At 59.2% G+C, this 12,917-nt stretch carries 10 protein-coding genes and 1 pseudogene; 8 read left to right on the forward strand and 3 right to left on the reverse strand.

Annotated elements, in window-relative coordinates; genetic code table 11:
• Positions 1-87: 87 nt before the first annotated feature.
• The gene (locus G455_RS0121175) at positions 88-969 is read right to left on the reverse strand and encodes a TniB family NTP-binding protein (RefSeq protein ID WP_028095479.1); all 882 of its coding nucleotides are present in this window, start codon (positions 967-969) and stop codon (positions 88-90) included.
• Position 970: 1 nt separating this feature from the next.
• Positions 971-2,605: a Mu transposase C-terminal domain-containing protein gene (locus G455_RS25030; protein WP_028095480.1), complete on the reverse strand. Its 1,635-nt coding sequence runs from the start codon at positions 2,603-2,605 to the stop codon at positions 971-973.
• A 148-nt stretch (positions 2,606-2,753) separates the two neighbouring features.
• Between G455_RS25030 and G455_RS25035 the strand changes: the two are divergent.
• From G455_RS25035 to G455_RS0121225, 8 genes and pseudogenes are all read left to right on the forward strand, one after another.
• Positions 2,754-3,614 (forward strand): annotated as a pseudogene (locus G455_RS25035) (recombinase family protein); the annotation flags it as partial.
• Between the two features lie 134 nt (positions 3,615-3,748).
• Positions 3,749-4,942 (forward strand): plasmid partitioning protein RepA, encoded by a 1,194-nt coding sequence (gene repA / locus G455_RS0121190; protein ID WP_028095481.1) that lies wholly within the window; start codon positions 3,749-3,751, stop codon positions 4,940-4,942.
• Positions 4,926-5,855: a plasmid partitioning protein RepB gene (gene repB / locus G455_RS26220; RefSeq protein ID WP_084437158.1), complete on the forward strand. Its 930-nt coding sequence runs from the start codon at positions 4,926-4,928 to the stop codon at positions 5,853-5,855. The genes repA and repB overlap by 17 nt, the downstream gene beginning before the upstream one ends.
• A gap of 214 nt (positions 5,856-6,069) precedes the next feature.
• Entirely contained in the window at positions 6,070-7,281 is a 1,212-nt protein-coding gene (gene repC / locus G455_RS0121205) for a plasmid replication protein RepC (protein WP_028095483.1), read from the forward strand.
• Positions 7,282-7,461: 180 nt separating this feature from the next.
• The gene (locus G455_RS0121210; protein ID WP_028095484.1) at positions 7,462-9,630 is read left to right on the forward strand and encodes a ParB/RepB/Spo0J family partition protein; all 2,169 of its coding nucleotides are present in this window, start codon (positions 7,462-7,464) and stop codon (positions 9,628-9,630) included.
• 99 nt (positions 9,631-9,729) lie between these two features.
• The gene (locus G455_RS0121215; protein WP_028095485.1) at positions 9,730-10,203 is read left to right on the forward strand and encodes a hypothetical protein; all 474 of its coding nucleotides are present in this window, start codon (positions 9,730-9,732) and stop codon (positions 10,201-10,203) included.
• 388 nt (positions 10,204-10,591) lie between these two features.
• A complete protein-coding gene (locus tag G455_RS26740; RefSeq protein ID WP_169726943.1) occupies positions 10,592-10,756 on the forward strand; it encodes a hypothetical protein in 165 nt (54 codons plus the stop codon).
• 254 nt (positions 10,757-11,010) lie between these two features.
• Positions 11,011-12,063 carry a hypothetical protein gene (locus G455_RS0121225; protein WP_028095486.1) on the forward strand — a complete coding sequence of 351 codons (1,053 nt, stop codon included), beginning with the start codon at positions 11,011-11,013 and terminating at the stop codon, positions 12,061-12,063.
• A gap of 548 nt (positions 12,064-12,611) precedes the next feature.
• Here the strand turns inward: G455_RS0121225 and G455_RS0121230 are convergent.
• On the reverse strand, positions 12,612-12,917 hold a 306-nt coding region (locus G455_RS0121230; protein ID WP_028095487.1), incomplete at its 5' end, for an IS256 family transposase.

Consider the following 12,917-nt stretch of genomic DNA (forward strand, 5'->3'; position numbering starts at 1 on the left):
AGTAGTTGGCCGCCGCCAGCCGAGACAACCAACCTGACAACAACTCGTCTGGCAGCGGCGCGACAGTCTTGGGCAGCGGGTGCGGCTTCACACCCCGGACTTCTCGAGCCGCCGATGGGGGTTCGCATGGCGCGACCAAACCGGCGTCCATTTTACGATTGCGTCATCGGTGATGCATTCATCACCTGTTACAATGGCGTCGATGGAAAGATCCTTGATCAGGGCGAAAATGCGCGAGGTCACCCCACCGGTCAGTGCAAGTATCTGCTTGAGTGACTTGACCTTCAGGTTGGACTTCTTTTCCAGTGGCATGGCAGCAATAAGGGTCTGGATCATGTCCGAGAACTCGGCATCGTCGCGCCAGTTTGGCAAGTGATGTTCGTCCAGCCGTCGGGCAAGCTGGATATCACCACGGATGGCGTCGACGGCCTCGCTGACCCCAAGACAGACCAGTGACACCTCGAGCTCATTGCTGAGATAACGAAGAACATTGAGAAAGCGTCGCTGTTCGCGGTGGGTCCCGGCCAAGAGGTTGTGGACCTCGTCGATCATGATCATCCGCAGGCCAAGGTCGCGCAAAAGCGCAATAACACGGACTTCGAGGGAGGCCACATTTTGAGCGCGCGCGCCCAGTGCCGTGGCCGGTGCCCCGACGGACGCCAGGATGTGCAGATAGAACCGCCGTTCGTCGGGAGCTGGCGGTGCTTGTAACAGCAAGAGCGGCGTTCGCGTAATTCCCGATGCTGGGTCATATTCCGGTGCATATCTGCGCGACAGGTTGCGGGCGATCATCGTCTTGCCGATCCCAGACGCGCCATGCACAAGAAGGCCAGGCATACGGGTTTGCCTTGGCGCTTCGATCATACCCTGCAAACGGTCCAGAACTTGTTCGGCCCGCGGAAAGCCAATCCAGATATCCGATTGAATGAGGGCGATCCGACCGTCTTCCTCTGTTGTCCCTGCCCTCAATTCACCATCTCTCCACTTTGAACAATGGGCGCGATGTATCACCCGTGTCGATCGGGCGCAGCCTTTCGGTTTTCGAGACAGCCGAGTTGGTGCCCTCCAATGTCCCTTTTCTTTCACGGGATCGGCGTTCGGCCTTCGTTAGGCCCCGGCTTTCAAACTCGATCTGGCGTTGCTGTCGGATCAGCTCAGCCAGGACCAGCTCATTGGACCCGGATTTGCCAAGGGCACGGGCCTTCCTCATGGCTTCGCGATATTCCCAGAGCGGCACGGGCGGAATTTCCAAGTTTCTGTAACGCGCCTCAACATATCGGCCATCGTCCAATTCGACCCAGATCATTGAGATATCGCGAGGGTCGTAGCGAACGACCACCTTCCCATCCCCGCGCCCAATGTGGCCTGCAAGCGCATCCGACCAGTACCGTATCTGGAACAGATGGATGCCGTCACGCCTGACCTTGCGCAGTTCGCTCGGCAAGAAGCTCACCCGAAAGGCTTCCATCTCGAAGGGGATGTCGCCCATCATTTCCTCTGAGAGCACCTCCCATTTGGCGACGGGCGTACAGCCAAGACTTGAATGAATGCTGTTGTTGTAGCGGCAGATTTCCAGGGCAAACCAGCGATCAAATTCGCCTAAAGTCATCGCGGCCATGCCTTCGGCATCGTAGTCGCCCTTGGCCACGACCGAGGATTGCGTTGTTCCAGGCAACAGGTGCACGGCCCCCATCATCGTGCCGATCAATCGTTCGATGTGCCCTCCGAAATGAGGACTGCCTGGCGGCCGATAGACCAGATCGATCCCCCATTCCGCACATGCCGACCGAAAGGCATGCGACCGGAAATCGCGCCCGTTATCGACGTGGATGCTATGTGGTTTACCCTGCGCGGGCCAAGGAACATTGCACACCAATTCCGCCAGAAGTTCCGCCTTGGGGGCCACAGCCTGTGTCAGGCAAAGCGCCACCGACAGACGCGAAGGAGCCTCGAGAGAGGTGTAATATCCGGTCACCATCCGCGTTGCGACGTCGATCGCCAGCGTGACCCAAGGCCGCCCAATTGGTTGGCGTTCAAAACTGTCGACGAGAATGATGTCCGCAGGCGTATGGTCGATTTGCACGACCTCCAGTGGCCGGTTTGCCTTGTTGTCGCCTACGACCGGCGCAAATTTCTGGCGGGCCGCCTTTGCGCCTTCGCGTGCCTTGGCAATTGCGCGGGCGTCCATTGCATCCAGCCTGCGCTGAACCGTCCGACGCGTCGGCGGTTGCAAGCCCTCCTGCCAGCAAGCGCTGCGGATTTCTGTCACGACGCGCGACAAGCTCGAACGCTCCCGGCGCAAGAAATAGCGGCGAAGGTGCTCCTCGATTACCGCTTCGACTTTGCTGGATATTAACATCGTCCCGGTCGGGCGGCCCCGTTTCCGCGGAGCCAGAGCGCTGGTGCGCCCACCCTCTTCCGCCAACCGTTTTATCCAACGCCAGACCGTCGCCCTGCTGACACCAAGCTCCCAAACGGCGTCATTGATGCCACGTTCCAGGCTGCCAGTCCCATTGAGATATGCCTGAACAAGAGGGCGCAGCACCGCGGCCCTGCGCGCCTCTTCAGCACCAACGGCAACGGAGTCTTCGCCATCATCATTCATCGATATTTGCCGCAAATGTCTGTGAACCCTGTCTCAGGCTTAAGGGCAAAAATATCAGAATTAAAGGCAAAATCTCATATTTAAGGGCAAAGATCAGCCGTTGATTTCGTTGGATTTCCCATCTCACAATTAAGGGCTACGCGACACGCGCGTCTCGACCGAAGATCAGACCCCCCTGCCCCAGTCGGAAGCCCTTCAATCTGCGGGTTGCGTAGAGATCTTTGAAGAGCACGCCTCAGGTGGCAATCGGGCGCGGCCGGTGCTCGCACGGGTGCTTGAAAAGATCAGCAAGGGCGACACCCTGGTTGTCGTGCGGATCGACCGGCTTGCGCGGTCTCTGTCGCACTTGCTGGAAGTGATCGAGCGCCTGGAGGCCAAGGGAGCCTTCTTCCGTTCGCTCCATGATCCGATCGACACTGCATCGCCGCAAGGCAAGTTCACGTTGCAGGTTCTGGGCGCAGCGGCCGAGTTCGAACGCGCGTTAATCCGCGAACGTACCAAGGCGGGTCTTGCCTCTGCGCGCGCCAAAGGTCGCGTTGGTGGCAATCCTGGGCTTCGCACCAAGGACCCCGCCGCGCTTCGAAAGGTACGGCTTGCGCGACAGGATGGCTACATGGAGCGCCTCAACGAGTCAGCGCAGGAGTGGGTGCCCCATGTGCGCCGCCTGCGCCCCGACATGGCTTGGGAAGACGTGCTGCGGATCATTAATGGCCCCCTACCCCACGGCCGCCATTGGACGCAAAGCCGCCTGCTCCGCGCTGTGAAAGCATATGTGCGGGACGGGTTCCTGCCCGCTGAAGTGCTTGGGCGCGCTGGACGTCGCGAAACCGATGATCGCCTGCCTGCGATTGTCGCTGCAATCAAAGGCGCTGACCCCGAGATCACCTTGCAGGCAATCTGTGACCGACTGGAATCCATGCGTGAGCGCACCCCTCGCGGTCGCACCAGCTGGCAGCCTTCCTCAGTCAGAATGCTGCTGGAGCGCGCTGAAAAGCTGGGGCTCCTCTGAAGATGGCACTTGTGTTGGCCTAACCGATTGCCACTAAATCTAGAAAGTGCTTGCACGAATCTGGTTGGTCGGGCAATAGTCTCGAAAAATAACGCGCGGTTACATAAAAAACGCGCCCACGGATCGGGGCAGACATGAGCGAAGTAGAGCAGGATCTAGACATCGCCATCGGGCGCTACGCGGAACTTCTCGCGTCGAACCTGCATGCTCAGCGCGCTGCCCACTTCCCGCCGGATGCAAAGAAGGTGATGCGCACTTTGACCAGCGGCGAAGCTGCTGAACTCCTTGGCGTCGATCATACCTATCTTCGTAAGCTTCATCGAGAAGGAAAGATCGTTGACGTCGAGACGACGGCTGGAAGTCATCGCCGCTATACGCTCGACGATATCTGGGAAATCCGTCAGACGCTTGAAGGAAATGCAAAGAAGTCTGGAACTTACGTGCCTGGACGTCGCGACGGTGACGAGCTTCAAGTCGTTTCAGTGGTGAACTTCAAGGGCGGGTCCGGTAAAACGACGACGTCTGCTCACCTCGCTCAACGCTTGGCGCTAAAGGGGTACAGGGTTCTTGCGATCGATCTCGACCCTCAAGCATCCCTTTCAGCTCTTCATGGAATCCAGCCGGAACTCGACCTTATGGAGGGCGGAACCCTCTATGATGCAGTTCGCTACGACGATCCGGTTCCGATCGGCGAAGTGATCCGCAAGACCTACATCCGCGGCCTTGATCTCATCCCGGGCAACCTTGAACTCATGGAGTTCGAGCACGAGACGCCTGCTGCTATCCAGCGAGGAGGAGCCAAGGCGTTCTTTGCGAGAGTTCATGATGCTCTCGATAGTGTTGAAGCAAACTACGACGTTGTTGTGATCGACTGCCCGCCGCAGCTTGGTTTCTTGACGATGTCAGCACTTTCCGCGTCCTCGGGTGTCCTCGTGACGGTTCACCCGCAGATGCTTGACCTCATGTCGATGTCCCAATTCCTGCGAATGACTGCGGATCTCCTGGGAGTGATCAGGGATGCAGGCGCAAATCTGCGCTTCGATTGGCTGCGCTTTTTGCCAACGCGATACAAAGTCGGCGACGCGCCACAAACCGAAGTCATCGCTTTCATTCGCGGGCTGTTTGGGAGGTCGGTCCTGACCAATCACATGGTTGAATCGACCGCAATTTCTGATGCCGGCTTGACCAAGCAAACGCTCTACGAAGCTGACAAAAAGGACTTCACGCGTCAGACGTTTGATCGTGCGATCGAATCCATGAACGCAGTGAACGATGAGATCGCTGAAATCATCCAGAACACATGGGGGCGGAATGGCAAGAAAGCCTAAACTTGGCCTGCCGCTGCAGACCCTTCGCAACGCTCCTGACGCTCTTGAAGGGCGCCGACTGCGTGGCGGTGTATTTGAGATCGATCCGGCGCAGATTGTTACCGAAGGACGGTTAGATGACAGGCTTCAGATTGAAGTTGAGGGCCTGAAGAACTCTATTTCCAAGAACGGTCAGCGTGTGCCTATCTTGGTCCGCCCACTGGAAGGCGATCGCTACAACCTGATCTATGGCCGCAGACGCCTGGAAGCATGTCGCGAACTCGGTATCAAAGTTCGAGCCATCGTCACGGAAGTTGAGGGTGATCAAGCGCTTCGAGATCAGCTTCTCGAGAACCAAGAGCGTCGTGATCTGAGCTTTATTGAACGTGCGCTTGTTGCGACGGCGCTTCTTGACGGTGACCATTTGGAAGGGGCTGAGCGCACCAATCGAGGTGTCGCCGAAGTCCTTAACCTCCACGAAGCTGGGGTTTCACAACTCTTGAGTGTCGTTCGGACGGTCGGCGAGGAACTCATCCAGGCAATTGGTGCAGCTCCCGGGATTGGTCGCCCGAGGTGGGAAGAGCTCAAAAAGGCCTTGGGTGCCTACGACGGTGATCGAGCCCAAATGCAAGCCGTAGCTCATGCAGCCAAGTCCGAAAATTCCGGCTCGGTCGATGAGGTTTCTGATCGTGCGTTTCTCGCAGTTCTGGCGGTTGCAAAGAACGCGGAGAGGAAAGCAAGTCCGCCTCGCAAGGGCGCGCCTGCTTTGGCGATCCCCGGCGTCGGAGCTGCCACAGTCAAGACCGGTCGCCAAGGCAAGCAGCTAAAACTCGATCTGACCACGGATGAACCTGATTTTGTCAGCTGGTTGGAGGGCAATGCCCCAAAGCTGATTACCGAGCTTCATGAGCGCTGGAAGCGTTCAGGAGACTGAGGAAGAGCAACCAACAAGAAGGAGGCACGATACAGGCAAAAAAGAAAAAGGCCCCGAGAAGCTAGCTTCACGAGACCTTTGTAAGGTTTCGCACCGGGATCAGCCCGCTACAAAATCTCAGTTTTCGCACTTCTGAATGTAGCGTTCTGGCCCCTACCCCGCAAGCGCAAAGCGATTCGCGGGCCGTAGAAATTTTGCCTTCGTGAACGTTTTCATGGAGTACACACCAATTTCGCCGTTTATGCGGCCGATCTCGCACGCCCATCTGCGCGTGATCGAGCGCCCCGAGGCATCTGTTCCGGCCAGACCCGTCAACAAGTGGGAACTCCTACGCGAGCTCTCCAAGGCGCAAGCGGCCTTTGGCGTGTCGGAACGTGATCTGACTGTTTTGCAGGGGCTCCTCAGCTTCTTTCCAGACGATGCGCTTGGCGGGAATGCCGAGATGGTAGTCTTCCCTTCGAACAAGGCGATCTGTGAGCGCCTGAATGGTATGCCCTGCTCCACGATGCGTCGTCACCTTGCGCGTCTTGTCGAGGCTGGTTTGCTCCAGCGGCGTGATAGCCCCAATGGGAAGCGCTACGTCCGCAAGCACGGCGAAGAGCGCGTCGCCTTTGGCTTCGATCTTTCCCCGCTCTACTGCCAGTCCGAGGAGATAGCACGGGCTGCAGAGGCCGTGCGTGAGGCTGAGGAGCGCGTCAGGCGTCTGAGAGAGGTCGTAAGCCTCATGCGGCGTGATCTCGCGGCCCTCGCGGAGTTCGGAGACGAGATGCAGCCAGGCCTTGGCCTCTGGGATCAGCTTCGTGACACGGCCGCCCTCACAGCGCGCGCGCTTCGCCGCAAGCTTTCAATTGAGGATCTCGCGGCCTATCGAGCCGATCTTGAAGCTCTCCTCGACCAGGCACGCAACATCATTGATGGTCCTGAAACAGAAGAAATGAACACCAATGATGCCCGATCTGAGCGTCACCATCATAATTCAAATAAAGAATCTATAGATCTTGAACCTGCTTTAGAAAAAAGCGGGGCGGCGGCCGGCGTGCCAGATGTGAACACGGATGAGCCTGTTGCTGACGTCGATGAACGGGACACAAGACTCCTGCCAAAGATCCCGCTGCACCTAGTGATCGCGGCATGTCCCTCGCTCAAGACCTTCTACCAAGGCGAAATCCGGCATTGGCATCAGCTTTTTGACGCGGCATGCCATGTGCGGCCAGCTATGGGGATCAGTGCGTCTGCATGGGAAGAAGCCCAGCGGTTCATGGGTCCGGAGCAAGCGTCGATCGTCGTTGCTGCCATGCTGGAACGCTTTGAGGACATCAGATCGCCTGGTGGATACTTGCGAGCTCTGACTGCCAAAGCTGCGGCCGGTGAGTTTTCCTGTGGGCCGATGGTCATGGCATTGATTGGGCGACGATCTGCAGCTTAACAGCTGTTAAGGTTGAGAGACTGCGTACTGTTCCGCCACCTCGGGACTGACGACTTAACAGCTGTTAAGGTCCTGTCTCGGGAGCGTCAGAATAAGAGAGGGAAAGGTTTGTTGGTTTGAGGGGTGACGGGAAGTGAGATCGGAAGAGTGGCTTCCGGCGCCCGTCGTGGAGAAGATCTGATGGCGAAATCTGCCCAGAAAGTCACCCTGTCCCCGTCCCGGGACATTCCCTTCGACAAGCTCGTGCTGAGCCAGTCCAACGTTCGGCGCATCAAGGCCGGCATCTCCATCGAGGAACTGGCCGAAGACATCGCCCGCCGCGGGTTGCTGCAGAGCCTGAGCGTCCGGCCCGTTCTGGCGGATGATGGTTCCGAGACCGGCAAGTTCGAAATCCCCGCTGGCGGCCGACGCTTCCAGGCCCTGTCTCTCCTGGTGAAGCGGAAACGCCTGGCTAAGACCACGCCCATTCCCTGCATCGTTCGGGATGCCAATTCCACCATCCTCGCCGAAGACGACTCGCTCGCTGAGAACATGCAGCGCGCTGCCTTGCATCCGCTCGATCAGTTCCGCGCCTTCGTGGCGCTTCGGGAGAAGGGTCAGGGCGATGAAGAGATCGCGGCCGCTTTCTTCGTCACGCCGCAGGTGGTCAAACAGCGCCTGAAACTCGCCGCCGTGGCCCCTGCCCTGCTCGAGCTTTATGCCGAGGACGAGATGACGCTGGAGCAGCTGATGGCCTTCACGGTCAATCCGGATCACGAGCGTCAGGTTCAGGTCTGGGATGCGATCAAGTCGTCGTGGAACAAGGAGCCCTATCAGATCCGGCGGATGCTGACGGAAACCTCGGTACGCGCCTCTGACCGTCGGGCCGTCTTTGTAGGCGTCGAGGCGTACGAGACGGCTGGTGGCACCATGTTGCATGACCTCTTCCAAGGCGATGACGGCGGCTGGCTGGAAGACCCTGCCCTGCTCGATCGTCTGGTCAGCGAGAAGCTTCAGGCTGAAGCCGAAGCGATCGCGACCGAAGGTTGGAAATGGATCGAGGTCTCGCTCGACCTGCCCTATGGCTACAGCCATGGTTTGCGGCGGCTGAGCGGAGACCCGGCTCCGATGACAGATGACGAAGGCGCGGCCCATGCCAAGCTGCTTGCCGAGTACCGGGCGCTCGAGGAGGAATACGAGGGCCAGGATGAATTCCCCGAAGAGATCGACGCGCGTCTTGGCGAGTTGGAAGTCGCGATGGAGAAGCTGGAGGCTAGGCCGCTGATCTTCGACGCGGAGGAGATCGTACGGGCAGGGGCTTTCGTGACGCTTGACCGCTATGGCGAGCTTTCAGTTTATCGGGGCTTTGTCCGGCCCGAGGATGAACCTCGGCAAGATGCCGACGTCCACAGCGGTGAACAGGCGGCAGACGGGCAGGGCGTTGAGCTTTCAGCGGGGCGCAGCGCGGACGGTGTCGGCCATGGCACGGTGATCACCTCTGCCGGTCAGGCGCTTGGCGGAATTATGCCCGACGACGAGGACGATGGTGCGTTGAAGCCCTTGCCTGAGCGGCTGATCATGGAGTTGACGGCGCACCGGACATTGGCACTGCGGGAAGCTGTCGGGCGCTCACCTGACGTCGCGTTGACACTGCTGCTCCTGAAGCTCGTCAATGACACCTTCCGGACGTCCAGTTCGGCCGGCAGCTGCCTCGAGGCCTCGGTGCGTCACGTCTATATGTCGGCGCAGGCGAGCGATCTGAAGGACAGCGTGGTAGCCAAGCTGGTTGACGATCGTCATGCGGAGTGGGAGGCCGACCTGCCGCTCGGCGACGATGCCGCTCTCTGGGATTACCTGGCTTCCCTCGATCAAGGGAGCCGGCTTTCGCTGCTCGCGCATTGCCTCAGCTTCGGGATCAACGCGCTCCATGAGAAGGTGAACCCCTATGGTGCCGGTATCTCCGCCAGCGGCTTGACCAAGCGGATGACCCAGTCCGACTTGGTTGCACAGGCGGTCGAACTCGACATGGTCGAGGCGGGTTGGGAGCCGACGGCCGATACCTACCTGAACCGCGTGCCCAAGGCACGGATACTCGAGGCTGTGCGCGAGGCGAAAGGGGAGGGGACGGCGCAACTCCTCGATCACCTGAAGAAGGGCGAGATGGCGACCGAAGCCGAGCGTCTGCTGAAAGGCAGCGGCTGGTTGCCGGAGGTTCTTCGCCGTCACGATCTGGCAGCACTCGACGACGCAGAAGGGCAGGGGGCGCCTGAGCCCGTTTCCGACGCCGGCCAGACCGAGGATGTCGACCTTCCCGCCTTCCTCACCGCTGACCTGCCGGGTGATGATGCGTCGATGATGGCCGCAGAGTGATCTGCGCCATCCGAGGGCGGGGAAACCCGCGCTCAATCACATAAAATACAACAATATCAATAAGATGAATGCAAAATGACGCATTCAGGATGAGGAATCATGTCTCCAACCACCATTCTCGAAACCGCGCCCCTGGGCGCGCTCATTCGCTACACCGATAGCACAACGAAACCGCCCGCCCGGTTCACAAAGAAGCTCGCGGCCTGGGAGCGCTCGAACGGCGTCGGCCGTCTCGTCAAGAAGGAGCCGCCGCGACCCTATCCAACCTGGACGGCGCCGGCTTCGTTCACGCTGCACGAGGGGAACTTCTCCTCGGACGGGGTCATTCTCGTGACGATCATGCGGACCCATTCGGCAGATAGCGCCTTGACCTTCGAGGTCGCTGAGGAACCACAGCCTGGGCAGGTGCGTGTCCTGCTGGATTTCGGCGGTTGCACGGAGCTGCTCCACCTGGCCGAGTCTGTCACGGCTGCCGAACTCTGGATCGCCAGAGAAGGCTATCGCAACGCGCGGCTGGAGATCGTCGGCAGCGAGGACGGCGACAGGGCAGGGGACGCGGATTTTGCCGCCTGAGCCGATGTAGAACCCAAGGGGCCCGCCAGAGCGCGGGCCTCTCACCCATCACGATCCTGTCCTGCGAGATCGCGGGGCACCATAGGATCCATTCCAACACGGAATGACGTATTCCTTGAAAAGCCTGCCCGGGAGGCTGGCACCGATGGCATCAGCGGGACACCCGGCTCCAGTCAGCGGTCGCACAATCCCCCGCTCGCCATTCCCTTCCTTGCCCCGAATCCCGTCTTCGAGATCAACCCGCGAGGGGTCGGACTACGGGCGAGCCCGTGCCGCCGGGTGGATTCGGACGAGCCGAACGCACCCGGTGATGTCAGCCAGTCTTCGGGCCTGCGGGGTCCTGTCGCGCGGGGGATGGTCCCCCGCCTCCAAGACAGGAGCCAAACAGATGTCCCGCAAAGACGCTCACGCCTTCGCAGCCTCCCTAGCCGCCACGCTCATGGTCTCGATTGTCGTCTTCCAGGCAGGAGATGGAACCTTCGGCGCCGTCCCCGCCGATGAAATCGACGGAGACGAGGTACAGGTGGTGGGTGAGATCGACCCGCGGGCGTAAAGCCCACGGGGTCGAAGACGGCTCGGGCTCGGGGCAAAGCTCCGATCCGGGCCTTTCGCTTGTCCACCGTTCCGGCCGACCGGCAGACTGAGCCGACGATGGTCGGCATGCCTTTGCATTAAGAAAACAAGCTCGAGCGTCAGCCAATCTGGCTTTGCACAGACATCAGCGGTCAATTGCAGTGCAATGAATGCAGCTTGAACATCGTCAGGGTTCGTCGGACACTGCGTTGTATTTGGTTCGGGTCACGTCGCATGCTCTACAAATCATTGATTTCCTTATACGGTTCATCGCTTGCGGGTAGATCGGCTCCTGCTGACGACTTGGTTTGGCACTTTACGCCGTCCGAGGATCTGAGGCTTTTTCGCGAGTATGCGCTCGATGCCCTGCAGCAAGCGAAAGTGTACCTGCTCGACCATATGGCTGCAGCCTATGCCGATACGCTTCATGACGCAGTCGCCAAGCAGGCTTCGGAAACCGGTCTTCCCGCAATGGCCATTCTGGGTGAGGTAAAGCTCCCCGCCGACGTTGTTTGGGTCGAATTCGACGATCGAGAGCTGGGTGTCGCGCGCTTTGAACGGGCTTCACCTGTAACGAGACATGACGACAAACCCGTAGGCACTGGTCTACGCGGCTATCTCATCGATGATCGAAACAAGGGCCACTTGCGCATCACGATGTTCCATCGCCGCGAGAATTCGCGGGTCGTCGATCCAATCTGCGCTTTGCTCGTGAAGCGAATTCCGACAGGCGAGTTGAACTACGACAACGTCGAAGTCGAGTTGAGCCATTCCATGGTCGAATTCCGTGTGCGGAGCGGTGATACGATGGAAATGATCAACGGTCGGCGCACGGTGCACCAAGTTGAAACAGGCTACGACCTGTTTATCCCTTACGCGCTCTTTGCGATGCTGGTTTCCCCGGACTTGGGTGGCATCATTCCCACGGAAAACGAGACGTTCACAGCCAAGGATGCAAAGACCGCTCGAAAGTTCGGGAAGTCCTGGATTCTAGACGCGCAGAAATCCCATCTTACAATCCGCATTGGTCCGCAGGCCGCGGCTCACATGCAGGAGCGGCAGGCTCGCCTTGAGTTCGAGCGTCAGGTCCAGGACGGGCGAAGCGGCCCTGTTCGCCATTGGGTGAGCGAACATGAGCGGCGCTATCGCAGCGGTAAAGTTGTGTTGGTGAAGGGGCACCACAGAGGGCAATTGCCTGCGCCTAATCTGCCAACGCGTGTGATGGGACCAAAACCCGAGGCAACGATTTTCGAGTTGGACGCAGTTGATCCGTCCAACCCGGACTGAACCCGGAGTTTTCCATGCAGCCATGTCGTCTGCCGTCAATCTATCCTCGCCACATTGACGAACAGCCGTAGTTTCAGCCGTGACCGGACCAGGTCGCCGCCAAAAGCTCAGGGTGCCGGAAACCCTGAGATGCCGGCGCACAAGCGGTTTCAATTCTCCCCGATCAGTTCGGCCAGAAAGTGGTTCATCCCGTGGCGATGGCTTCCGTCTTGGTGCAACCTTTCGCCATCTGCCAATCCTAGACCGTGGAGATTGACCTAGCGACTTTCTTCCGCATTTTCTGCAGAGCGTTGGGCGACAATGTCCCGAGATCGAAATCAGCCGTTGGTGCGGTTCGTGTCCTGAATATTCCGGTATCGATAGCCTGCCGCGGCAAGGCCCTGCATTCCCCTGCAGGGAAGGGCAGGGGGGCGAGAGCCGGTGATCGACACTTGCGCCGCTGGTGGGGTGCTGGGCTTTGGGTCAAACAGTCCGATTGGCAAGGGGTCATGGTCTGGCATGGGCTCCCCGTATGAGACTGTGCCGAATTTTGTGCCTGACGCGTTTTTTTACGCCATTGGGAAGCGGTCTTCGAACATGATGGCAAGCTGACTTCTGACAGCGTGCCATTCGCGCACCGAACGCTTCCATTCGGTGGATGTAGCATTGAGCGCCAGATAGATCAATTTCGCTGCTGCCTCATCGCTTGGGAAGTGACCGCGGGTTCGGACGGCGCGCCGGATCTTCGAATTCAATGCCTCAATGGAATTCGTGGTGTAGATCAGCCTGCGCACCTCGGGCGGGTAGTCGAGGAACGGGATCACCTCGTTCCAGGCCCGGCGCCAGCTCGGTGCGATGGCCGGATACCGCCTAGC

It is taken from the genome of Pseudodonghicola xiamenensis DSM 18339 (assembly GCF_000429365.1).
In the GTDB taxonomy this organism is placed as follows: Bacteria; Pseudomonadota; Alphaproteobacteria; order Rhodobacterales; family Rhodobacteraceae; genus Pseudodonghicola; species Pseudodonghicola xiamenensis.

Bases quoted from the DNA above. Each gene is read 5' to 3' on its own strand.
- G455_RS25030 (WP_028095480.1), bottom strand. From the start codon at position 2,605: ATGAATGATGATGGCGAAGACTCCGTTGCCGTTGGTGCTGAAGAGGCG.
- repA (WP_028095481.1), top strand. From the start codon at position 3,749: ATGAGCGAAGTAGAGCAGGATCTAGACATCGCCATCGGGCGCTACGCG.
- repB (WP_084437158.1), top strand. From the start codon at position 4,926: ATGGCAAGAAAGCCTAAACTTGGCCTGCCGCTGCAGACCCTTCGCAAC.
- repC (WP_028095483.1), top strand. From the start codon at position 6,070: ATGGAGTACACACCAATTTCGCCGTTTATGCGGCCGATCTCGCACGCC.
- G455_RS0121210 (WP_028095484.1), top strand. From the start codon at position 7,462: ATGGCGAAATCTGCCCAGAAAGTCACCCTGTCCCCGTCCCGGGACATT.
- G455_RS0121215 (WP_028095485.1), top strand. From the start codon at position 9,730: ATGTCTCCAACCACCATTCTCGAAACCGCGCCCCTGGGCGCGCTCATT.
- G455_RS26740 (WP_169726943.1), top strand. From the start codon at position 10,592: ATGTCCCGCAAAGACGCTCACGCCTTCGCAGCCTCCCTAGCCGCCACG.
- G455_RS0121225 (WP_028095486.1), top strand. From the start codon at position 11,011: ATGCTCTACAAATCATTGATTTCCTTATACGGTTCATCGCTTGCGGGT.